Source organism: Stenotrophomonas sp. YJH_SMC_105-26 (assembly GCF_059368915.1).
The window spans coordinates 535521-557100 of record NZ_JCAFSD010000002.1; the positions used below are offsets into that span (position 1 = coordinate 535521).

Here is a 21580-nt window from a genome sequence, read left to right on the forward strand (position 1 = left end):
CTACAAGGGGCCGCTGCTTACGCCGCCAGCTCCGCATCGATCTGCCGCGAACGGTCGAAGGCGGTCATCGCGCTCATCCGTGCGATGTAATCGGCCGTGGCCGGCGCGGGCTGCACCAGGCCGAAGGCCGTGGTCCAGGCCAGCGCATTGCCCCACAGCACGTCGGCGGCGCTCATCGTCTCGCCGAGCAGGTAGAGGCCCTGCGCCAGCTGGGCCTCGATCACCTGCAGCACGGTCTCGGCGTCGTTGTACGGCGACATCAGGCGCGGCGGCGGCTCGCGGTGCATCGCCTTGTCGATCATCGCCGGCTCGAAACAGGCGCCATAGAAGGCCATCCAGCGCAGGTAGGGCCCGCGCAGGGCGTCGCCGATCGGCGGTGCCAGGCCGGCCTCCGGATACAGGTCGGCCAGGTACAGATAGATCGCCACCTGCTCGGTCACCAGCGCACCGTTGTGGACGATCGCCGGCACCTTGCCCATCGGGTTGATGGCCAGGTAGGCCGGGGCCAGGTTGGCGCCCGCCTTCAGGTCCAGCACCTGCATGCGGTAGTCGGCACCCAGTGCTTCGAGCAGGGCCACGGCGCCGCTCGAGCGGGAACGGGCGGCGTGGTACAGGGTGATCTGGCGTGAATTCATGGCATTGCTCCTTGCGGTGGGTGGTGAACTGGAGGCCATCCTGGGGCACTATTGCGGACGACTTCTGTCCTCGATCCTTCATGCGCCATACCGCCCATCGACTGCTGCGCCTGATCGCCCTGCTGCAGGCCCGTCGCCAGTGGTCCGGGGCCGAGCTCGCCGAGCGCATGGGCGTGGACCGGCGCAGCATCCGCCGTGACGTCGAGCGCCTGCGCGAGCTGGGTTATCCGGTCCGGGCCTCGTCCGGGGTTGGCGGCGGCTACCAGCTGGGGGCAGGGGCGCCGGTGCTGCCGATGCTGCTGGACGAGGAGGAGGCGACTACCCTGGCCATCGCCCTGCGCGCGGCCTCTGCGACCGTCGCCGGCATCGACGACACCGCGCGCGGCCTGTTGTCCAAGCTCGATCCGCTGGTGCCGACCCGTCGCCGCCAGCAGGCCGGCGAGGTGCATGCCGCCACCGCCACCCTGTCCGACCTTCCGTCCACCGACGCACGCCTGCTCGGGCAGCTGGCCCAGCACTGCCGGCAGGCGTCACGGCTGGCCTTCGAATACCGCAGTGCCCAGGAAGCGGTGACCCAGCGCGAGGTCGAGGCGCAGCACCTGGTCAACTACGGGCGGCGCTGGTACCTGCTGGCCTGGGACCTGGGCCGGCAGGACTGGCGCACCCTGCGCGTGGACCGGATGGGCGCGGTGCGCGAATGCGCCGAGCCGGGCATGCACCGCCGTACGCCCGCACCGCCGGATGTGATGGTGCGGCAGGCGGTCAGCCAGGCCCCGTTCGCCCTGCAGGCCATCGTCCGCCTGGCCGGCAGCCGCGCCGAGCTGGAAGGCTGCATCCCGCCCTGGTGTGGTGTGCTGGAGGACGATGGGCCCGACCATTGCCTGCTGCGCATGGGCGCCGAGAGCCGCGGCATGATGCTGGCGCAGATCCTCAGCCTGGACCGGGTGCCGGTGGCGGTGTGGACCACGCCGCCGGGCCTGCGCGATGAACTGGCACAGCGCCTGGCCGGATTGGGGCAGGTGCTGGCTGTGCCGCCGGTCACAGGCTGAGCCGCGTCGCTTGGCAAGCCCCGGCGAAGCTGGGACACTCGCCGGCATGAAGGGGATACTGGGGACAACGGCGATCATCATCGCTGCGCTGACCGCTGCGCCGGCCAGCGCGGGCACCCTGTTCAAGTGCCAGGGCGCCGACGGGGTCACCAGCTATGTCAGCAAGCGCCTGGCCGGGGCCCGCTGCAGCGCCATCAGCTACAGCCGCGACCTCCGCCCGGCACCGCGCCCGGTGGTGGCCGCGCCGAAGCCGGCGCCGACCACCGTGGCCAGCATCGAGCGCAACCCGGTGGCGGTGGCGGCCAGCGCTGCGGCGCCGGCGGCTGCGCCAGCCGCCGTACCCGCGCCCCCGGTCGCCTCGCGCAGCGGGCGCATGGTCAGCGGCCAGGTCTATTCCTTCATGAAGGACGGCGTGCGCCACTACACCAGTGCGCGCCCGACCCAGGTCGCCAACCTCGGCCCGGTGCGCACCATCCGGTACAGTTTCATGGAGCGCTGCTACGCCTGTGGCGTCAACCCGCGCGTGGACTTCGGTTCGGTGCGGTTGAACACCACCGCGTTCCAGACCGAGATCAGCTCGGCCGCGCGCGAGTTCGGCGTCGACGAAGCCGTGGTGCGCGCCATCATCCACGCCGAGTCGGCCTACAACCCGACCGCGCTCAGCCGCGCCGGCGCGCAGGGCCTGATGCAGCTGATGCCGCCAACCGCGGCCCGTTTCGGAGTCAGCGATTCCTACGATGCCGGGCAGAACATCCGCGGTGGCGTGCAGTATCTTGCGTGGTTGTTGAAGCGTTTCAATGGCGACCTGACCCTGGCCGCGGCTGGCTACAACGCGGGCGAAGGCGCGGTTGACCGCCACGGTGGCGTGCCGCCCTACAGCGAGACCCAGTACTACGTGCGCCGGGTCGGGCAGCTGGCCGAGCGTTACCGCACCGCATTGACGCACCAGTAGTGCCGGCCGCTGGCCGGCAACCTTGGGCAATGGCCGGTACCGACCGGCCACTGGCTGGCAGCCCCGTAATCAATGTTGTTGCAATGCGTTGTGTGGCGCTCGACGGTTCCGCTACACTCGCCCATGATTCAATGCGGCTCTGGCCCCCACCGGATCCGCTGGCAGCCTTAAAGCTACCTAATCAATATCGGAGTGCCGGATGGCCAACGATGGGGTACACGATCCAGTCAACACCGGACGTCGGCGTTTTCTTTCTGCCACCACAGCCGTGGTGGGCGCCGTCGGCGTCGGATTCACCGCTGTTCCTTTCATCAAATCCTGGAACCCCAGTGCCCGTGCCAAGCTTGCCGGCGCACCGGTGGTGGCCGACATCAGCGCCCTGCAGGAAGGCCAACGCCTGATCGTGGAATGGCGTGGCCAGCCGATCTGGATCGTCAAGCGGTCCAAGGCGATCCTCGATGCACTGCACGGGCTCGATGGCCGCCTCAAGGACCCCGAGTCCGGCGAGAAGGACCAGCAGCCGGACTACGTGCTGAAGCAGAACCCCGAGCTGCGCTCGATCAAGCCGGACATTTCCGTGCTGGTCGGCCTGTGCACGCACCTGGGCTGTTCGCCGGAAATGGTCGCCGAGATCCGGCCTGAACCCTATGACCCGCAGTGGAAGGGCGGCTACTTCTGCCCCTGCCACAAGTCGCGCTTCGACATGTCCGGCCGCGTCTTCAAGGACGTGCCGGCGCCGATCAACCTGAAGGTGCCCGCGCACCATTACCAGGACGACAACACCATCATCATCGGTGTCGATCCGCAGGGGGCAGCCTGATGGCCAATATCCTCGCTCGTACCGCCAGCGGCGTGGCCGACTGGGTCAATGCCCGCGCGCCGGGCCTGATGCCGGTCTACCGCAAGCACGTCACCGAGTACTACGCGCCGAAGAACTTCAACATCTGGTACTACTTCGGTTCGCTGGCGCTGCTGGTGCTGGTCAACCAGATCGTCACCGGCATCTTCCTGACGATGCACTACAAGACCAACGCCGCCGAGGCGTTCGGCTCCATCGAATACATCATGCGTGATGTGGAGTGGGGCTGGCTGATCCGCTACATGCACTCCACCGGGGCCTCGCTGTTCTTCATCGTGGTCTACCTGCACATGTTCCGCGGCCTGCTGTACGGCAGTTACCAGAAGCCGCGCGAGCTGGTGTGGATCCTGGGCATGCTGATCTACCTGGTGCTGATGGCCGAAGCCTTCATGGGCTACGTGCTCCCGTGGGGGCAGATGTCGTTCTGGGGCGCCAAGGTGATCATTTCGCTGTTCGGCGCGATACCGGTGATCGGCAACGGCCTGACCGAGTGGATCATGGGCGACTACCTGCCCAGTGACGCCACGCTCAACCGCTTCTTCGCGCTGCACGTCATCGCACTGCCGCTGGTGCTGCTGTTGCTGGTGGTGCTGCACCTGGGCGCGCTGCACGAGGTGGGGTCGAACAACCCCGATGGCGTGGAGATCAAGAAGGGGCCCAAGGGCAACCGCTGGTCGCCGAACGCCCCGGCCGACGGCATTCCGTTCCATCCGTACTACACGCTCAAGGATGGCGTCGGTGCCGGCTTCCTGCTGATCATCGCCGCCTTCATCATCTTCTTCGCCCCCGGTTTCGGCGGCCTGTTCCTGGAGCACGACAACTTCACCGAAGCCAACCGCCTGGTGACCCCGGAACACATCAAGCCGGTCTGGTACTACACGCCGTACTACGCGATGTTGCGCGTGGTGCCGAACAAGCTGGGCGGCGTGCTGGTGATGTTCTCGGCCATCGCGATCCTGTTCCTGGTGCCGTGGCTGGACAAGGCGAAGGTGAAATCGGTGCGCTACCGCGGCTGGATCTCGAAGGTGATGCTGGGCGTGCTGGCGGTGTGCTTCGTGTGGCTGGGCGTGATTGGTTCCGGCCCGGGCACCGATGTGCACGAGACCTACATCGGGCGGGTGTTGACCTTCCTGTACTTCGCGTTCTTCATCACCATGCCGCTATGGACAAGGTTGGACAGGACCAAGCCGGTACCGGAGAGGGTGACCACGCATGACTGAGCGCTGGATGGTCCGGCTGGCCCTGGCGGCCACCCTGATGCTGGGCAGTTTCCTGGCCTCCGCCGCCGAAGGCGGCACCCCGCTGCTGCAGGCCGGCAACGACCTCGGTGACCGCGCCTCGCTGCAGCGCGGCGCGCAGCTGTACATGAACTACTGCTCCGGCTGCCACGCATTGAAGTACCTGCGCTATTCGCGGATGGCGCAGGACCTCGGCCTGACCGAGGAAGAGGTGATGAACAACCTCAACTTCACCGGCTCGGCGATCGGCGACCCGATCCCGGTGGCGATGCCCAAGGAGAACGCGGAGAAGTGGTTCGGCAAGATGCCGCCCGATCTCAGCCTGATCTCGCGCGTGCGGGGCAGTGACTGGGTCTACACCTATCTCAAGTCGTTCTATCTGGACAGCAGCCGCCCGCTGGGCTGGAACAACGCGCTGTTCGCCAATGCCTCCATGCCCAACCCGCTGTGGGAGATGCAGGGCCTGCAGCATGCGGTGCACGGCAAGGCGGAAGCGCCTGGCATGGACCCGCCGGTGACCGGCCTGAAAATCGAAACGCCCGGGTCGGTCGATGCCGGCCAGTACGATCAGGCCGTTCGGGACATCACCAACTTCCTCGAATACGCCGGTGAACCGGCCGCGCTCAAGCGCCAGCAGCTGGGCGTATGGGTGATCCTGTTCCTGGCCCTGCTGACTTTCCTGCTGTACCTGCTGAAGAAGGAATACTGGAAGGACGTCCACTGATTCTGCCGCCGGCCATCGCCCGGGCCTATTGGCTTTTGTGATGGTCGGTTGCACACTCGGGGTGGAGTCGACCGCTGGCACGGTGCCGGCGGCGCCGATGCGGCAGGCGGTCTCCTGTCGTGGGAGAGCCTTTGATGGCGGCGAGCGTACGCATGCGCAATACACTGACGCTGTTTTCCTCGAACGACGACGTACTGTGCCACCGGGTACGCCTGGTGCTGGCGGCCAAGGGGGTCACCTTCGACTTTGTCCCGGTCGATCCGCAGAACCCGCCTGAAGACCTGATCGATCTCAATCCGTACCACTCGGTGCCGACCCTGGTCGAGCGCGAGCTGGTGCTGTACGCCGCGTCGGTGGTCAGCGAATACCTGGACGAACGCTACCCGCATCCTCCGCTGATGCCGGTCGATCCGCTCTCGCGTGCGCGTATCCGCTTGGCCATGCTGCGCATCGAGCACGACTGGGTACCGCAGGTGCAGGCCATCCAGCTGGGCAACAAGACCCAGGCCGAGGCCGGCCGCAAGCGCCTGAAGGAACTGCTGACCGCCTCGCTGCCGCTGTTCAAGGCCAGCAAGTTCTTCCTCAATCCGGAAATGAGCCTGGCCGACTGTGCAATGGCACCGATCATCTGGCGCCTGCAGTCGCTGGACGTGCCGCTGCCGAAGGACGGCAAGGCGATCGAGGACTATGGCAACCGCATCTTCCGTCACCCGGGTTTCGTCCGCAGCCTGACCGACCAGGAAAAGAAGCTGCGCGATCTGCCGGTCTGATCCGACCTTGCGTAACCCGTCTGCACGCCGACCGGCGTGCAGGCGATCCGCCCCGGCGGGGCGCCGGGCGCGTACACTTCACGCATGACCGAAGACTTCTTCCACATGACCAGCCACCGCCCGTACCTGCTGCGGGCGCTGGTGGAATGGATCAACGACAACCAGCTGACCCCGCACATCCTGGTCGACGCCGGCGTCCCCGGCGTGCAGGTGCCGCCTTCGGCGGTCAAGGATGGCCGGGTCGTGCTCAACATCGCCGAACGCGCCGTCGTGCGGCTGATGATCGACAACGAAATGGTGAGCTTCTCGGCCCGCTTCTCCGGCACCAGCTACCCGGTGCAGGTACCGATCAGCGCCGTGCTGGCGGTCTATGCCCGCGAGACCGGGCAGGGCATGGCGCTGCCGGATGACATTCCGGGCAGCGAGACCGCGCCGACCAGTGACGAACTGCTGCACGAGGACGGCACGCCGCCGGACGATACGCCACCGGCCAGTCCGCCGCCCAAGGGCCGCCCGAACCTGCGCGTGGTCAAGTAACCATTCCGACGCCGCCCCGATGGGCGGCGTCTTCCTTTGCAGGTTTTACCGGTGGGTGCCGGAATTGTGTGGGTGCCGACCGTTGGTCGGCACACCTTCAGTTCTTACACATCCTCGGCATCCTCCACATCCGGCCGGATCTGGCTGATCCGCGCGGCACCGGGGCCGGTGAACGAGATCAGCTGGTCGCCGCGCAGCACCATGCGGCCCACGTGGCGATCGATGCCATCGTAGGAATACTCGAACTTGAAGGTGCGCTCGAAACCGAGCCGTCCGTCCTCGCCACGCGACAGTCGCAGGCCGGTGGCATGTACCGCCTGATCCAGCCACTGCACGTCGGCAGCGCGGCAGGCATTGCGGCCCAGCTCGACCGCGCGCTCGGCGGCCGAACGCGCCGCATTCCAGAAGAAATAGATGATTCCGCCGGCAATCAGCAACAACAGCAGGGTGGGCATGGCGTCAGCCGTCAGAGGTGGATCCGGCAAAGATGGCGGCGAACGCGCGCTGGATCAAGCGCTGCACTCACCGCCGTGGCTGCGGTTCGCTGGACATCGGTGATGCGGGCACGTTAGACGGCGCCGTCGCCGGCACCGTCTGCATCGGCGCGGCGGAGGGCGAAGGCATCACCAATGGCGCGGTCGCCGTCAGCTGCAGCAGCGCTGCCCAGTCCTGGCGGTTGAAGCTGCATTCGTCCTCGCGGCCCGGCGTGCAGCTGGGCTCGATGCCGGTGCTGTTGCGTTCGCGCGCCGGCGGCAGCTTGATCAACCCGGTGCGGTCCAGCGGCAGCAGTCGCATCGCCACCGTGTTCATCACGTTGCCGCCCACCAGGTACAGGGTCTGGTCGCCCCCCAGGTTGGCGGCCACCACTACTTCGCAATGTGATTTCCAGTGGCCCACCGAACCGTTGCCCAGTGCCTGCACCAGCCCACTGTAGCTGAGCGTGGTGCTGCGATCGCGCAGGAAGCACAGCAGGTCGCCCGGTGCGGGCTTTGCGGTCGCGGGATCGACCAGCCGGTACGGCACGCCCGAGGGTCCGCCCTGGTACGCGGCACGGATGTAGTCGATGTGGCGTGGCGACGCGTTGAAGCCGGGGACGCCGGACTGCACCATCACCCAGGAAATGAACGCGGCCGACCACGGGTTGTCGATCAGGAAGGTGCGGCAGTCGCTGTCGGTGTAGCGCGTGCCCAGTGGTGCCAGACAGCTGCTGGCGCCGGCGATGCTGCCCATCGCGTTGAGCGTGCCGCTGTTGCGCCAGTAGCCGGCCACGCGCTGCCAGGCAATCAGCCCGTTGTCGGCCAGATGTTCGTTCTCGGCCTCGGTGACACTCAGGCTCGCCGCGCGGCCATCGCGATCGATGAAAGGCCGGAACCAGAGCCGGTGTTCATTGCAGGCAGTATTGCGGATGGCCACCGCCAATGGGCCCAGGCCGAAACGCGGTGGCACATCGCAGGCTTCGGCCGCCGCTGCGGACAGGGGTGCCGCGGCCAGCAGCAGACAGGCAGGCAAGAGCATCCGGCGCATGCGCGGCTCCTGTGGGGGATGCCGGCAGCGTCGCAGAGGCGGCCGTAGCCGAGCCGTGAAGGCGTCCCGGGTCGTGTAGAGCCGAGCCCATGCTCGGCTCATCGCGCGAAGCGCGCGCAGGGCGTGCCGCAAATCGACAAGCAGCCGAGCGTAGGCTCGGCTCTACAAGTCCTGCAGGCCTCAGCCCGGCGGTGGGCCGAGCTTCAACGACAGATCGATGGCCTGCACGTGCTTGGTCAGGCCGCCGATGGAGATGCAGTCGACGCCATCCTCGGCGATCGAGCGCAGGCCACCCAGGCCGACGCTGCCGGACACTTCCAGCGGAATGCGGCCGGCCGTGATGCGTACCGCCTCGCGGCGCAGGTCGGGGCTGAAGTCGTCCAGCAGGATGCGTTCGCAACCGGCGTCGAGCGCCTGGCGCAGCTGCGCCAGATCCTCGACCTCGACCACCAGCGGCAGCGCAGGCCACTGCCGGCGTGCGCCCGCCACGGCGTCGGCCAGTGAACCGGCAGCGCGGATGTGGTTTTCCTTCAGCATCACCGTGTCGTACAGGCCGAAACGATGGTTCTCGCCACCGCCGCAGCGCACCGCGTACTTCTGCGCCAGGCGCAGGCCGGGCAGGGTCTTGCGGGTGTCGAGGATGCGCGTGCCGGTACCGGCCACCGCCGCCACGTAGCGGGCGGTGGTGGTTGCCGTACCGGACAGCGTCTGCAGGAAGTTGAGCGAGGTGCGTTCGGCGCTGACCAGGCTGCGGCTGCGCCCATGCAGCAGGGCCAGCACGGTGCCTGCGGTGACCGCGTCGCCGTCGGAAACCTGCCATTCGATGCGTACGTCCGGGTCGAGCGCGCGGTGGGTGGCGTCGAACCAGGGGCGGCCGGCGATCACCCCGTCCTGCTTGCACAGCAGGTAGGCGCTGTCGGCCTGGTCGGGCAGCAGGGCGGCGGTGACATCACCGCTGCCCAGGTCCTCGGCCAGTGCACGCGCGACATCGGCGGCGACAACGGCCGCATCCGGCGTCGGCAGCGTGCTCATGCGGTCGGGAAATCGGCGATCTGGGCGGTCGGGATGGCTTCCTCGGCCAGCAGCACCGGGATGCCGTCGTCGACGCGGAAGACCTGCTTGCGGTCGCGGGTGACCAGCGCTTCGCGCAGCGGCTGCGCCAGCGGGTTGCCATCGGCCTTGTTCACCGCGCCGGCGGAAATGGCCTTGTTGAGGGCTTCCAGGCCCTTGCCATCCAGCAGGGACAGGGGCTGGCGGGTGTCAGGCGACACCAGCAGGTCGAGCAGCTTGCGATCCATGGTTCTTCGTCTTGCGTGGAAGATGGCTAGAATACGTCTTTAAGGCAGGTGACGGCCAATGACCCCCAACCCGATCGCGCCGCTTGTCGGCATCGTCATGGGTTCCCGTTCCGACTGGGAAACCATGCAGCACGCCGCCCAGAAGCTTGAAGCCCTGGGTGTTCCGTTCGAAGTGAAGGTGGTGTCCGCGCATCGGACGCCGGATGTGTTGTTCAGTTACGCCGAGCAGGCGGGCCCGCGTGGCCTGCGCGCGATCATCGCCGGTGCCGGCGGGGCCGCCCACCTGCCGGGCATGATCGCCGCCAAGACCTCCGTGCCGGTGCTGGGCGTGCCGGTGCAGTCCAAGGCCCTCAACGGCATGGATTCGCTGCTGTCGATCGTGCAGATGCCGGCCGGTATCCCGGTCGCCACCTTCGCCATCGGCAATGCCGGCGCGTCCAACGCGGCGCTGTTCGCCGCCGCGATGCTGGCCAGCGACCAGCCGGCGATCGGCCAGGCGCTCGACGCCTTCCGTGCACGCCAGACCGAAGACGTGATGGCCCACGACGATCCGCGCCAATGAGCCTGACCGTCGGCATCCTGGGCGGCGGCCAGCTCGCCCGCATGATGGTCCTGGCCGGTGCGCCGCTGGGGCTGCGCTTCGAACTGTATGACCCGGCGGCCGACGCCTGCAGCGGCCCGCTGGCGCCGCTCACCGTCGGTGCCTTCGACGACCGCCAGGCGCTGGCGGACTTCGCTGCCAAGGTCGATGTGGTCACCTTCGATTTCGAGAATGTGCCCGCCGACAGTGCACAGTTCCTGGCCGACCGCGTGCCGGTCTACCCGCCGCCGGCCGCGCTGGCGGTGGCCCAGGACCGGTTGAGCGAGAAGACCCTGTTCCAGCAGCTGGGTATTCCGCTGCCGGCCTTCGCTGATATCCGCAGCCGTGACGAGCTGGCGGCGAAAGCCGTCGAATTCGGCCTGCCGTGCATCCTCAAGACCCGCCGCCTGGGCTACGACGGCAAGGGCCAGTTCCGCCTGCGCAGCGAAGCCGACATTGATGCCGCCTGGAATGCGCTGGGTGCACAGGTCGAGCGCACCGGACTGATCCTGGAGGGCTTCGTGGCCTTCCAGCGCGAGGTCAGCGTGGTGGCCGTGCGTGGCCGCGATGGCAGTTTCGAAGCCTGGCCGATCACCGGCAACTGGCATGTCGACGGTGTGCTGTCGGCCAGCGTGGCCCCGGTCGTGCTGTCCGACGCCGAGCGGCAGGCGGCGATCAGCTATGCCCGTCGCGTCGCCGAACACCTGCAGTACGTCGGCGTGTTCGCGCTGGAACTGTTCTGCCGCGATGGCGAGCTGCTGGCCAACGAGATGGCGCCGCGCGTGCACAACTCCGGCCACTGGACCATCGAAGGCAGCGAGACCTCGCAGTTCGAGAACCACCTGCGCGCCGTGCTGGGCCTGCCGCTGGGCAGCACCCGCATGCTCGGCCATGCCTGCATGCTGAACTGGCTGGGCCGGATGCCCGACCCGTTGCCGGTGCTGGCCCAGGCCAGTGGCCACTGGCATGACTATGGCAAGGAGTCGCGCGAAGGCCGCAAGGTCGGCCATGCCACGTTGCGCGATGACGATGCCGCGGCACTGGCCGACGCGTTGGACCAGGTGGGCCTGGAACTGGACCGCCAGGCCCAGGTGGCACCGGCGGTGCACGCGCTGCGCAACCGCTGAGTCCGGTAGTGCCGGCCGCAGGCCGGCAGTGCAACGGTGTGGCGCACCGGTGCAGCCATCGGCGCAACATTCCCGGTGGTAGCGTGGAGCTCCTTTCACAGGAGTCACGACCATGCTCGACTGGAATGCCTACCGCAAGGAACTGAAGGGCCGCATCGGCGAGATCGGCAAGCTCTCGCCGGATACGGTCAAGGGCTACGCCACCCTGGCCAATGCCGGTGCCCAGACCAACCACCTGGATGCCAAGACCCGGGAGCTGATCGCGCTGGCGGTGGCGGTGACCACCCGTTGTGACGGCTGCATCACCGTGCACGTGGACGCGGCGCTGAAGCATGGCGCCAGTCGCGAGGAAATCGCCGAGGCGCTGGGCGTGGCGGTCTCGCTCAACGCCGGCGCCGCGCTGGTGTACTCGGCGCGGGTGATGGATGCGGTGGCCGCGCACGAGAGCGCGTGAAGCTTCATCTGTAGAGCCGAGCCCATGCTCGGCTGCTGTCCGGCCAGCCGAGCATGGGCTCGGCTCTACAGGGGGTCAGCGCAGCTGGCTCTCGGCGAATTCCCAGTTGACCATCTGCCAGAACGCGTCCAGGTAACGCGCGCGGTCATTCTGGTAGTCGGTGTAGTACGCGTGCTCCCACACGTCGCAGCACAGCAGCGGGGTGCTGTCGCCGGTCAGGGGCGTGCCGGCGTTGCGGGTGGCCTGGATGCCCAGCTGGCCCCCCGGGTGCTGCACCAGCCACACCCAGCCCGAGCCGAACAGGCCCAGTGCAGTGCGGTTGAATTCCTCGCGCAGGCGCTGCGCGTCACCGAACTGGCGCTTGACCAGCTCGCCCAGCCGGCCCTGCGGTTCGCCGCCGCCGCGCGGGCGCAGGCACTGCCAGTAGAAGCCGTGGTTCCAGGCCTGGGCGGCCGCATCGAACAGCGTGCCCTGGGCATGGCGCACGATCTCTTCCAGCGACGCCTCCTCCCACTCGGTGCCGAGGGTGCCGGCGTTGACCGCGTCGACATAGGCGCGGTGGTGGCGGCCGTGATGCAGTTCCACGGTCTGCGCGGACAGGTGGGGCTGCAGGGAGCCGGAGAGGTAGGGCAGGGCGGGCAATTCGATGGGCATGTGCAGGTTCGTGGCCAGGGGACGACGGCAGCCTGTTCCATCCGCTTACAATGGCGGCTACCGTGGGCAGTCTAGCCGACCATCACGGTCGGGTTGTCCGGCGAAGCAAGGAGTGTGGTTGTGGCGGTAATGCAGCAAATCCAGGCCGAGGTCGATCGTTACCCGCTCGTGCTGTTCATGAAGGGCACCCCGCAGTACCCGATGTGCGGCTTTTCCAGCCGCGCCGTGCAGGCGTTGATGGCTGCCGGCGCCGTCACCCTGCGCACCGTCAACGTGCTCGAAGAACCGGAGATCCGCGCCAACCTGCCGCGCTTCTCCAACCTGCCGACCTTCCCGCAGCTGTTCATCAACGGCGAGTTGATCGGCGGCTGCGACATCGTCATGGAACTGTTTGAATCCGGCGAGCTCAAGCGCATCGTCGAAGAGGCGACCCAGGGATGAGTGCCTGGCCGTCGACGTCACCGACTGACGGGGCGCTCGATGGCCGCCCGTTGCAGGACCGCGTGGTGCTGGTTGCCGGTGCCGGCGGCGGGCTGGGCAGTGCGGCGGCGATTGCCGCTGCGGCGGCCGGGGCTACGGTGGTCCTGCTGGGGCGCAAGCCGCGCCGGCTGGACCGGGTCTATGCCCAGGTCCAGGCGGTCGGCCCGGAACCCCTGCTGTACCCGATGGACCTGGAGGGTGCCGGCCCCGATGACTATGCCGAACTGGCCCAGGCCCTGCAGCGCGAGCTGGGGCGGCTGGATGGCCTGCTGGTCTGCGCCGCGCATTTCCCCGGCCTGACCCCGTTCGAGCTGGCCGACCCGGCCAGTTTCGCCCGCGCGGTCCATGTCACCCTGACCGCCCCGGCCTGGCTGGCCCAGGCCTGCCTGCCGCTGCTGCGGCAGCGCGAGGATGCTGCCCTGGTGTTCGCGGTCGATGCCCCCGAACGGGTGGGGCAGGCCTACTGGGGCGGGTATGGCGTGGCCCAGCACGGCCTGCGTGGCCTGATCGCGAGCCTGCACGATGAGCTGGGCCGCAGCCCGGTCCGGGTCAGCGGCCTGTACCCGGGGCCCCTGCGCACGGCCCTGCGTGCCCGCGCCTATTCCGTCGACCAGGACCCGGCCGCGCAAGGGCCCGAAGCGGCCGCCGCTGCGGCCGTCACCCTGTTGTCCCGGGCCGGCCATGCCTGGCGGGGGACGATTCTCGATGCCAGCGGGGCAGTTCCCCGCGAGTGAGCCCCGGGGAAAGGCGGAGTGAAGAACCCGTCACGATTGCGTTGCGAACCGGTGCCGTTTGTCGCACAACCGTCACATTGATGGCGTAGCGTGTTAATCTAGTGTTAACCGTTATGGCTGCCTTCAGCCAAGCGGTAGGGAACCCCAGATAACTCTCCGACCAGCCACCCGCAGGGCTGTTTGGATGCGCTTTTTTTTCCGCCATCGCCAACTCGCATCGAGGCTACCGAAAAATGACCCACCCACTCCGGATGTCCAAGCTTACCCTTGGTCTCGTGGCTGCACTTGCTGCCGCTCCCGCCTTCGCCCAGAGCAGCACCTCCGCCGGTGTCGGCGGCCAGGTGATGTCCGCTGCAGGCCAGCCTGTCGCCGGCGCTGAAGTCACCATCACGCACACCGAGTCGGGCACTGTTTCGCGTGCCACCACCGATGCGTCGGGCCGGTACAACGCGCGCGGCCTGCGCGTGGGTGGTCCGTACACCATCACCATCACCAAGTCCGGTGAAGGCACCAAGACCGAGGAAGGTGTCTACCTGAACCTGAACCAGGTCAACACCGTCAACGCCAACCTCGGCGGTGATCTGGCTGCGACCAACCTGGACGCGGTGAACGTTGTTGCCACCGCCGGCGGCCTGGACCTGTTCAGTGCCAACAAGATGGGCACCGGCACCAACGTGACCCGCGAAACGATGGATGCGCTGCCGTCGGCCAGCCGCAACATCCAGGACTACGTCCGTCTCGACCCGCGCATCTCGCAGGTCAGCAAGGCGGACGGCGCGATCTCGGCTGGCGGCCAGAACACCCGTTACAACGCCATCCGCATCGACGGCATCAGCGCCTCCGATCCGTTCGGCCTGGGTTCCAACAACCTGCCGACCGAGCGTCAGCCGGTGTCGATGGACGCCATCCAGGAAATCAACATCGACCTGGCCAACTACGACACCACCATCGCCGGTGGCACCGGCGCGGTGATCAACGCCGTGACCAAGTCGGGTACCAATGAATTCCACGGCACCGTGTACGGTTCGTACCGCGACAAGGACATGGTCCGCTCGCGCCTGGAAGGTGACAAGCAGGACTTCAACGGCTTCGAGGACGAGAAGACCTATGGCATGACCTTCGGCGGCCCGATCGTCAAGGACAAGCTGTTCTTCTTCACCAACTATGAAAAGTACGAGCGCTCGGCTGCCGGCGTCGCCCTGAGCGACACGCCGATCGGCCGTGGCACCATCACCCAGCAGCAGATCACCGATGTCCAGAACTTCCTGGGCAAGCTGGGCTACGACCCGGGCAGCCTGACGGCGCCGAACAGCAAGACCGAGATCGAAGAGTATGCGGTCAAGCTGGACTGGAACATCAACGAGAACCACCGTGCGGCCCTGCGCTACAACAAGATGGAGCAGAACGTCGTTCGCTTCCCGCAGGTCAGCAGCAGCGCCATCTCACTGAGCAACTTCTGGTACCAGCAGCCGACCCAGTACGAAACCTGGATGGGCGAACTGTTCAGTGACTGGTCCGAGAACTTCTCGACCGAGTTCAAGGTCTCGCACAAGGATTACTCGGCCAACCGCGTCCCGCTGGTCGATATGCCGCAGATCCGCATCAAGTCGGGCAACGATTCACTGTACGTCGGTACCGAACAGAACACCCACGTCAACATCGTCGAGTCGAAGGAACTGAGCGCCTTTGGTGCCGGTACCTGGTACATCGGTGACCACACCGTCAAGTTCGGCTTCGATTACTCGAAGAATGACCTGATGAACTTCTACGGCCGCAACCTCAACGGCGTGTACGAATTCAACAGCGTCAACGACTTCCTGGCGGGCAAGGCTTCGCGTTACCAGCTGCGTGCTCCGCGCGCCGATGGCAGCCGCAGCGACATCCCGGCCGACTTCACCCTGAAGAACACTGGCGTGTTCGTGCAGGACACCTGGGCGATCAACTACAACCTGAACCTGATGTTCGGCGTGCGCATCGACATGCCTGACTTCAGCACCCAGCGCCTGTACAACCCGCGCATCGAGCAGCTGTACGGCTTCAACAACACCAAGCTGGTCGACAAGAACCTGGTGCAGCCGCGCGTCGGCTTCAACTACACCTTCGACAGCGATCGCCCGACCCAGCTGCGTGGTGGCGTGGGCCTGTTCGGCGGCGCCGCCCCGAACGTGTGGCTGGCAGGTGCCTATCAGAACACCGGCCTGAACTACATCGAGTACGACGAGCGCAGCATCCCGGCCGGTGCCTTCACTCCGGACGGCAACAACCCGTACATCCCGGCCGGCGGCCCGGCTTCGGCCCGTCAGAACGTCGACATCATCGCGCCGGGCACCCGCCTGCCGTCGGTGTGGAAGGCCAACCTGGCGTTCGACCATGAGCTGCCGTGGTACGGCATCGTGGCATCGGCCGAAGTGCTGTTCACCAAGGTCAAGGACGGCATCTACTTCGACCGTCTGGACGTGTCGGCGCCGACCGCCTTCGGGCAGGATGGCCGCGCGATCTACTGGAACGCTGCTGGCCGCAACCAGGCCAATACCCGTATCGACAAGGGTGTCGACTACGGCATGTCGACCGGTACCAAGGGTGCGGTTGACCGCGCCAACCGTCCGTCCGACATTGGCGACGTTCTGGTCCTGCGCAACACCGACAAGGGCCGCGGCACCCAGGCCACCTTCTCGCTGGCCAAGCCGCTGACCGAGAACTGGGGCTGGTCGCTGGGTTACACCTACACCAAGTCGACCGAAGTCAGCCCGCTGTCCAGCTCGCAGAACACCTCGAACTGGAACAACACGCTGATCTTCAATGCCAACGAGAACGTGGCCTACAACTCGCGTTACGCGATGAAGGACCGTATCACCGGTACCCTGGAGTGGAAGCACAACTTCTTCGGTGACAACGCCACCCGCGTCGGCCTGTTCTACGAAGGCCGTTCGGGCCGTCCGTACAGCTACATCTTCTACAACGATGCCAACGGCGACGGTGCTGCCACCAACGACCTGTTCTACGTGCCGAAGGGTCCGGGCGACGTGCTGTTCACCGGCGGTGCCGCGATGGAGAAGCAGTTCTTCGATTGGCTGGCGCAGAACCCGGAACTCGATGCCTACCGTGGCAGCGTGGTCCCTGCCAACCGCCACCGCGCCTCGTGGGTCAACAGCTTCGACGTCCGCGTCAGCCAGGAATTCCCGGGCTTCATGAAGGGTCACAAGGGTGAAGTCGCCCTGGACATCATGAATGTCGGCAACCTGCTGAACAAGAAGTGGGGCCTGATCGACGACTACGGCTTCTACTCGACCCGTCGCGTTGCCAACTACGCAGGTATCGACCCGGCCACCGGCAAGTACGTGTACTCCTTCACCGGTTCGACCGACAACCCGTCGGTGCAGGAAAACAACAACGACAAGGGCAATACCGCCGTGTCGCGTTGGTCGATGCAGCTGACCCTGAAGTACAAGTTCTGATCCATCAGCGCTTGAAGTGGTAAGTGGAAACGGCCGGGGAAACCCGGCCGTTTCCCGTTCAGGCGAAAGTCCTTGCGGGGTGCTGGGCAACGGCGTAGCATCTGGAAATGTGCGCGGTGCCAATGCCGCCGATGCGGTCCCGGACAGGCGAACGCGGGCAGCACACATCCAACGGTCGGGCTTCCCGGCCGTTTTGCTTTTTAAGGGGGCGGCAGTACAGTCGGAAACCTTGAAGGAAGCGAAAAATTGGATATGACCACGAACGAAAAATCAGCCCGTGCACTGCCGGTGCAGGATGCGCGGATCTACCCGCGCGGTGGGCTGGATGTGCTGTCGCGCGCCGAGGTCGCACGCCTGCGCGATGCCTCCGCCGGCGGCATGCATGAGCTGCTGCGCCGCTGCGCGCTGGCTGTGCTGACCAGCGGCAGCGCTTCGGACGATCCGCGCGCGGCGCGCGACCTCTACCCTGATTTCGACATCCAGGTGGCGCAGCAGGATCGCGGCGTGCGCATCGACCTGGTCAACGCACCGGCGATGGCCTTCGTCGACGGCGAGATCATCCGCGGTGTCGCCGAACTGCTGTTCGCCGTCGTGCGCGATCTGGCCTACATGGCCATCGAGATGGGCCCGGCCTACGCGGCCGAGCTGGAATCGTCCGAGGGCATCACCAACGCGGTGTTCGGCCTGCTGCGCAACGCGCGCATCCTCAACCCGGGTGACCCGAACCTGGTGGTGTGCTGGGGCGGCCACTCGATCTCGCGCGACGAGTACCTGTACACCAAGCAGGTCGGCTACGAGCTGGGCCTGCGCGGCTTGGACATCTGCACCGGTTGCGGTCCGGGTGCGATGAAGGGCCCGATGAAGGGCGCGACCATAGCCCATGCCAAGCAGCGCCGCACCGTCACGCGCTACATCGGCCTCACCGAGCCGGGCATCATCGCGGCCGAGTCGCCGAACCCGATCGTCAACCACCTGGTGATCATGCCGGACATCGAGAAGCGCCTTGAGGCCTTCGTCCGCATCGGCCACGGCATCATCGTGTTCGCCGGCGGCGTCGGCACTGCCGAAGAGATCCTGTACCTGCTCGGCATCCTGCTGCGCGAGGAAAACAAGGACCTGCCGTTCCCGCTGATCCTGACCGGCCCGACCGTGGCTGCGCCGTACTTCGAGCAGATCGATCGCTTCATCCGCCTGACCCTGGGCGACGAGGCCGCCGAGCGCTACGAGATCATCATCGGTGACCCGGTCGCGGTGGCCAAGAAGATGGCCAACGGCATCAAGCGCGTGCGCGAGCACCGGCTGGCACAGAAGGACTCGTTCTTCTTCAACTGGTCGATCGAGATCCCGTGGGAGTACCAGCAGCCGTTCGTGCCGACCCACGAGGCGATGGCCGCGCTGGACCTGCACCACGGGCGTGCGCCGCACGCGCTGGCGGCCGACCTTCGCCGGGCGTTCTCGGGCATCGTGGCCGGCAACGTGAAGGAGGACGGCATGCGCCGCATCGAGCAGTTCGGGCCGTTCCAGATCCACGGGGACCCGGACATGATGCAGGCGCTGGATGCGCTGCTGCGCGCCTTCGTCGAGCAGCGCCGGATGAAGATCTCCGGCGAATACCAGCCCTGCTACCAGGTGCTGGCCTGAACCCGGGCCGGCGCGATGGGGATCGCGCCGGCACTGGCAGGGGAGGGCGGGTCGTCAAGCCTTTGACGCCCGTCGCCCCGGATTGACCGTTCATCCTGCCGCCGCTTGCCGGTGGCGGGGCGATGGCCCATCGTGGCCACCAACACGCTGGGGAGCGTCCAATGTCTTTGCGCCGGCAAAACGGTTTCACGCTGGTTGAACTGATGGTCACGCTGGCCGTCTTCGTGATCCTGGCGTCGATCGCCTATCCGAGCTTCCGCGGGATGATCCGCTCGAACCGGCTGGCGACCGCCAACAATGAACTGATCGCGCTGGCCAACCTGGCCCGCAGCGAAGGCATCCGCAACAGCAACGGTGGCGGTGTCTGTGGCAGCGCCGATGGCAAGGCCTGTGATGGCGACTGGTCCAAGGGTGTACTGGCCTGGTCGGACCTGGATGGCGACGGCCAGATGGGCAGCAATGACGTCGCGCTGCGCTTTTCTCAGGGCAATCCGCAGCTGAGCGTAGTCGGCCCACCGGGCGCGGTCATCGCCTTCGACGGGCGCGGCCGGCGCAGGGCGGTCGCTGATCAGACCCTGGTGCTGTCGCCGGATGCGTGCAAGGCCGGTGAATCGAAAAGCACGTTGACGATCAACCAATCCGGCCAGGTCCGGGTGACCAAGGGAGCCTGCTCATGAGCCGCCGCAACCTGGCCCGCCCGCGCTCGTCGCAGGGTGGCTTCAGCCTGATCGAAGTGATGGTGGCGGTGCTGATCCTGGCGTTCGGGCTGCTGGGCTTTGCCTTGCTGCAGACCACCAACGTCCGCTTCGTGCAGAGCGCAAACTACCGCACCCAGGCGACCAACCTGGCCAACGACCTGATCGAACTGATGCGCGCCCAGCGCACCGATACCCTGGCCGGTGGCGCCTACTCCTCGGCCTCGTTCTCGGCCGGCTCGGTGAAGCCCAGCGGCGTCTGCGCCTGGCCGACCGGCGCTGCCGTGACGCCGAAGACGAACGTGGCGCGCTGGCAGTGTGAGGTCGCGCGCACGCTGGGCGAGAAGGCCAGCGCGCAGGTGACCTTCGTGCAGAGCACCGGCCAGGTCACCGTGGCCATCAGCTGGGGTGACCAGCGCTGGGATCCGAAGGATCCCGACAGCCTTACCACCTTCGGCCTGACGACCTTCCTGTGAACGCGCCCATGAGTCCAATTTCGCGAGCCCGAGGCCTGTCGCTGATCGAACTGATGATCGCCATGGTCATCGGCCTGGTCCTGATGCTGGGCGTCACCCAGATCTTCATCGCCTCGCGTGCGGCGTCGCGGCTGTCCGAAGGCGCGGCCCGTACCCAGGAGAACGCGCGCTTCGCGCTGGATTTCCTGCAGCGTGACCTGCGCATGGCCGGCCACTTCGGCTGCGTCAACGACCAGGCCCACGTGGTCAAGAACACCGGCGATATCGGCTATCACCTGGGCATCAGCTCGGGCAGTGGCGACCCGCAGGATTTCTCGGTTCCGGTGCAGGGGTATGAGGCAGCAGGTACGGCGCCGGGCGCCACGCTGACACTGGGCCGTGCGTGGAGCGCGGCGCAGTCGGTACCGAAGAGCATCACCAACCTCAAGCCGGCGCCGTTGCCTGGCAGCGACATCCTTGTGCTGCGCCTGATGAGTCCGGAAGGGGCCGTGGTGACCGGCATCTCCGTGGCCGCGGGTGCGACCACGCTGACCGTCTCCAGTGATGGCATGGCCCGACTGAAGGCCAACGCCGCAGGTACGCCGACGGTCTTCGGCATAGCCGACTGCACCCGTGCCGACGTCTTCCCCGCCACCATCAGCGGTTCGACCTTGAAGGTGGACAAGGTCGACCTGAGCAACTATTCGATCAACAACGCGATGACCATGCTGTATCGCGCCGATGGCATGGCGTACTACATCGCGACCAATCCCAATGGCGAGCCGGCGCTTTACCGGGCACGCGCGAATGGCGCCGGCGGCTACGCCGATGGCGAGGAGCTGGTGGAAGGCATCGAGAACATGCAGTTCCTGTACGGACTGGATGCCACCCCGGATATCGCCCTGCCCACGCCGCCGACCGGTCGCATCGTCGACCAGCGCGTGGCCAGTGCGGTCAGTACCGGTACCGATGCCACCGCCGCAGGGCAGTGGCGCCGCGTCGGCATGGTGCAGGTCGGCCTGCTGGCGCGCAGTCCGCAGCGTGCGTCGGCCGAAGCGCCGGGCAGTGCGGCCACGTATCCGGCCATCCTCGGGGTGGGCTTTGCCCCGGCCGATCCTTACGACCAGCGCCATCGTGGCGCCTATGAAGCGTCCGTTGCGCTGCGCAACCGCTTGTTCGGGAACTGACGACCATGCGCACTCATCCTTCCTCCCGACGCCGTCCCTTCGTTGCCCAGGCACGACAGCAGGGTGCCGTTCTCTATGTCGCGCTGATCATGCTGGTGCTGCTGGCCCTGCTGGGCGTGATCGGCATGCAGGTGGCCGGCATGCAGGAACGCATGGCGGCCGGCTACCGGGCGACCAACATGGCGCTCCAGAACGCGGAAGGCGCGGCACGCAGCGCCGAGAACGCCGTGGAGAACATCGCCAACCGCAAGGATGCCGGCGCCAATCCGGCCGTGGCCTCCTCCGACATCAACCAGCAGTGCGATGACGGCTTCGACCCCTCGGCCTGGGTCGCGAAAACCAAGCTGGGCAGCAAGCCGGCCATCTATGTCCGTGAGATCCAGGGCTGCATCCAGGGGGAGGGTGCGCTGGACATGGGCAAGTCGGTGGAGAAGCCGACGCCGGTCTACCAGATCACGACCTATGCCGGTGATACCACCAGTGATGCGACGTCGCGTGCGGCGATCGATACCGTATTCAAGCTGTGAGGGTG

At 66.8% G+C, this 21580-nt stretch carries 24 protein-coding genes; 18 read left to right on the forward strand and 6 right to left on the reverse strand.

The features are described 5' to 3' along the window. Window positions 1–17 precede the first annotated feature (17 nt). Window positions 18–635 (reverse strand): glutathione S-transferase N-terminal domain-containing protein, encoded by a 618-nt coding sequence (locus tag AC5P7F_RS09370; RefSeq protein ID WP_164076937.1) that lies wholly within the window; start codon window positions 633–635, stop codon window positions 18–20. Window positions 636–715: 80 nt separating this feature from the next. Here AC5P7F_RS09370 and AC5P7F_RS09375 point away from each other — a divergent pair, with 80 nt between their 5' ends. The 7 genes from AC5P7F_RS09375 (at window position 716) to AC5P7F_RS09405 (ending at window position 6764) form a co-directional block, all read left to right on the forward strand. Next, window positions 716–1684 (forward strand): WYL domain-containing protein, encoded by a 969-nt coding sequence (locus AC5P7F_RS09375; protein ID WP_164076936.1) that lies wholly within the window; start codon window positions 716–718, stop codon window positions 1682–1684. Between the two features lie 46 nt (window positions 1685–1730). Next, window positions 1731–2636 (forward strand): lytic transglycosylase domain-containing protein, encoded by a 906-nt coding sequence (locus AC5P7F_RS09380; RefSeq protein WP_014646580.1) that lies wholly within the window; start codon window positions 1731–1733, stop codon window positions 2634–2636. 199 nt (window positions 2637–2835) lie between these two features. Further along, window positions 2836–3456, forward strand: a complete 621-nt coding sequence (gene petA / locus AC5P7F_RS09385) for a ubiquinol-cytochrome c reductase iron-sulfur subunit (RefSeq protein ID WP_004151998.1) — start codon at window positions 2836–2838, stop codon at window positions 3454–3456. Beyond that, a complete protein-coding gene (locus tag AC5P7F_RS09390) occupies window positions 3456–4715 on the forward strand; it encodes a cytochrome b (RefSeq protein WP_014646581.1) in 1260 nt (419 codons plus the stop codon). Before petA ends, AC5P7F_RS09390 begins: the two co-directional genes overlap by 1 nt. After that, a complete protein-coding gene (locus AC5P7F_RS09395) occupies window positions 4708–5457 on the forward strand; it encodes a cytochrome c1 (RefSeq protein ID WP_032960911.1) in 750 nt (249 codons plus the stop codon). The genes AC5P7F_RS09390 and AC5P7F_RS09395 overlap by 8 nt, the downstream gene beginning before the upstream one ends. Before the next feature lie 134 nt (window positions 5458–5591). Next, complete coding sequence (locus AC5P7F_RS09400; RefSeq protein ID WP_005408842.1) at window positions 5592–6227, forward strand: glutathione S-transferase N-terminal domain-containing protein; 636 nt, start codon at window positions 5592–5594, stop codon at window positions 6225–6227. An 84-nt stretch (window positions 6228–6311) separates the two neighbouring features. Then, window positions 6312–6764, forward strand: a complete 453-nt coding sequence (locus AC5P7F_RS09405; RefSeq protein WP_014646584.1) for a ClpXP protease specificity-enhancing factor — start codon at window positions 6312–6314, stop codon at window positions 6762–6764. Between the two features lie 104 nt (window positions 6765–6868). Here the strand turns inward: AC5P7F_RS09405 and AC5P7F_RS09410 are convergent, their stop codons facing one another. The 4 genes from AC5P7F_RS09410 to AC5P7F_RS09425 all read right to left on the reverse strand — a co-directional run bounded on the left by AC5P7F_RS09410 (window position 6869) and on the right by AC5P7F_RS09425 (window position 9586). Further along, a complete protein-coding gene (locus AC5P7F_RS09410; protein ID WP_005415950.1) occupies window positions 6869–7219 on the reverse strand; it encodes a DUF3301 domain-containing protein in 351 nt (116 codons plus the stop codon). 67 nt (window positions 7220–7286) lie between these two features. Next, a complete protein-coding gene (locus AC5P7F_RS09415) occupies window positions 7287–8288 on the reverse strand; it encodes a DUF2272 domain-containing protein (RefSeq protein WP_164076935.1) in 1002 nt (333 codons plus the stop codon). Window positions 8289–8468: 180 nt separating this feature from the next. Continuing rightward, complete coding sequence (gene nadC, locus AC5P7F_RS09420; RefSeq protein WP_014646586.1) at window positions 8469–9320, reverse strand: carboxylating nicotinate-nucleotide diphosphorylase; 852 nt, start codon at window positions 9318–9320, stop codon at window positions 8469–8471. Then, the gene (locus AC5P7F_RS09425; RefSeq protein WP_014036599.1) at window positions 9317–9586 is read right to left on the reverse strand and encodes a Trm112 family protein; all 270 of its coding nucleotides are present in this window, start codon (window positions 9584–9586) and stop codon (window positions 9317–9319) included. The genes nadC and AC5P7F_RS09425 overlap by 4 nt, the downstream gene beginning before the upstream one ends. Before the next feature lie 58 nt (window positions 9587–9644). Here AC5P7F_RS09425 and purE point away from each other — a divergent pair, with 58 nt between their 5' ends. The 3 genes from purE to AC5P7F_RS09440 all read left to right on the forward strand — a co-directional run bounded on the left by purE (window position 9645) and on the right by AC5P7F_RS09440 (window position 11747). Beyond that, complete coding sequence (gene purE / locus AC5P7F_RS09430; RefSeq protein ID WP_164076934.1) at window positions 9645–10148, forward strand: 5-(carboxyamino)imidazole ribonucleotide mutase; 504 nt, start codon at window positions 9645–9647, stop codon at window positions 10146–10148. Next, window positions 10145–11293, forward strand: a complete 1149-nt coding sequence (locus tag AC5P7F_RS09435) for a 5-(carboxyamino)imidazole ribonucleotide synthase (protein WP_164076933.1) — start codon at window positions 10145–10147, stop codon at window positions 11291–11293. Before purE ends, AC5P7F_RS09435 begins: the two co-directional genes overlap by 4 nt. 112 nt (window positions 11294–11405) lie before the next feature. Then, entirely contained in the window at window positions 11406–11747 is a 342-nt protein-coding gene (locus AC5P7F_RS09440) for a carboxymuconolactone decarboxylase family protein (RefSeq protein ID WP_004152082.1), read from the forward strand. Between the two features lie 75 nt (window positions 11748–11822). Here AC5P7F_RS09440 and AC5P7F_RS09445 read toward each other — a convergent pair whose 3' ends face one another. After that, the gene (locus tag AC5P7F_RS09445; protein WP_075075694.1) at window positions 11823–12401 is read right to left on the reverse strand and encodes a superoxide dismutase; all 579 of its coding nucleotides are present in this window, start codon (window positions 12399–12401) and stop codon (window positions 11823–11825) included. Window positions 12402–12521: 120 nt separating this feature from the next. Here AC5P7F_RS09445 and grxD point away from each other — a divergent pair, with 120 nt between their 5' ends. The 8 genes from grxD to AC5P7F_RS09485 all read left to right on the forward strand — a co-directional run bounded on the left by grxD (window position 12522) and on the right by AC5P7F_RS09485 (window position 21575). Beyond that, on the forward strand, window positions 12522–12842 hold the full coding sequence (grxD, locus tag AC5P7F_RS09450) for a Grx4 family monothiol glutaredoxin (RefSeq protein WP_005415957.1): 321 nt from the start codon (window positions 12522–12524) through the stop codon (window positions 12840–12842). After that, window positions 12839–13615: an SDR family NAD(P)-dependent oxidoreductase gene (locus AC5P7F_RS09455; RefSeq protein ID WP_014646589.1), complete on the forward strand. Its 777-nt coding sequence runs from the start codon at window positions 12839–12841 to the stop codon at window positions 13613–13615. The genes grxD and AC5P7F_RS09455 overlap by 4 nt, the downstream gene beginning before the upstream one ends. A gap of 233 nt (window positions 13616–13848) precedes the next feature. Next, a complete protein-coding gene (locus AC5P7F_RS09460) occupies window positions 13849–17070 on the forward strand; it encodes an outer membrane beta-barrel protein (protein WP_164076932.1) in 3222 nt (1073 codons plus the stop codon). A 252-nt stretch (window positions 17071–17322) separates the two neighbouring features. Then, window positions 17323–18711, forward strand: coding sequence for a nucleotide 5'-monophosphate nucleosidase PpnN (ppnN, locus tag AC5P7F_RS09465; RefSeq protein ID WP_014036604.1), 1389 nt, complete (start codon window positions 17323–17325; stop codon window positions 18709–18711). A 161-nt stretch (window positions 18712–18872) separates the two neighbouring features. Continuing rightward, complete coding sequence (locus AC5P7F_RS09470) at window positions 18873–19388, forward strand: pilus assembly FimT family protein (protein WP_041863227.1); 516 nt, start codon at window positions 18873–18875, stop codon at window positions 19386–19388. Continuing rightward, on the forward strand, window positions 19385–19882 hold the full coding sequence (pilV, locus tag AC5P7F_RS09475) for a type IV pilus modification protein PilV (protein WP_046429810.1): 498 nt from the start codon (window positions 19385–19387) through the stop codon (window positions 19880–19882). Before AC5P7F_RS09470 ends, pilV begins: the two co-directional genes overlap by 4 nt. Before the next feature lie 8 nt (window positions 19883–19890). Further along, the gene (locus AC5P7F_RS09480) at window positions 19891–21048 is read left to right on the forward strand and encodes a PilW family protein (RefSeq protein WP_046429811.1); all 1158 of its coding nucleotides are present in this window, start codon (window positions 19891–19893) and stop codon (window positions 21046–21048) included. A gap of 5 nt (window positions 21049–21053) precedes the next feature. Next, window positions 21054–21575: a pilus assembly PilX family protein gene (locus AC5P7F_RS09485; RefSeq protein WP_046429812.1), complete on the forward strand. Its 522-nt coding sequence runs from the start codon at window positions 21054–21056 to the stop codon at window positions 21573–21575. Window positions 21576–21580: the final 5 nt, after the last annotated feature.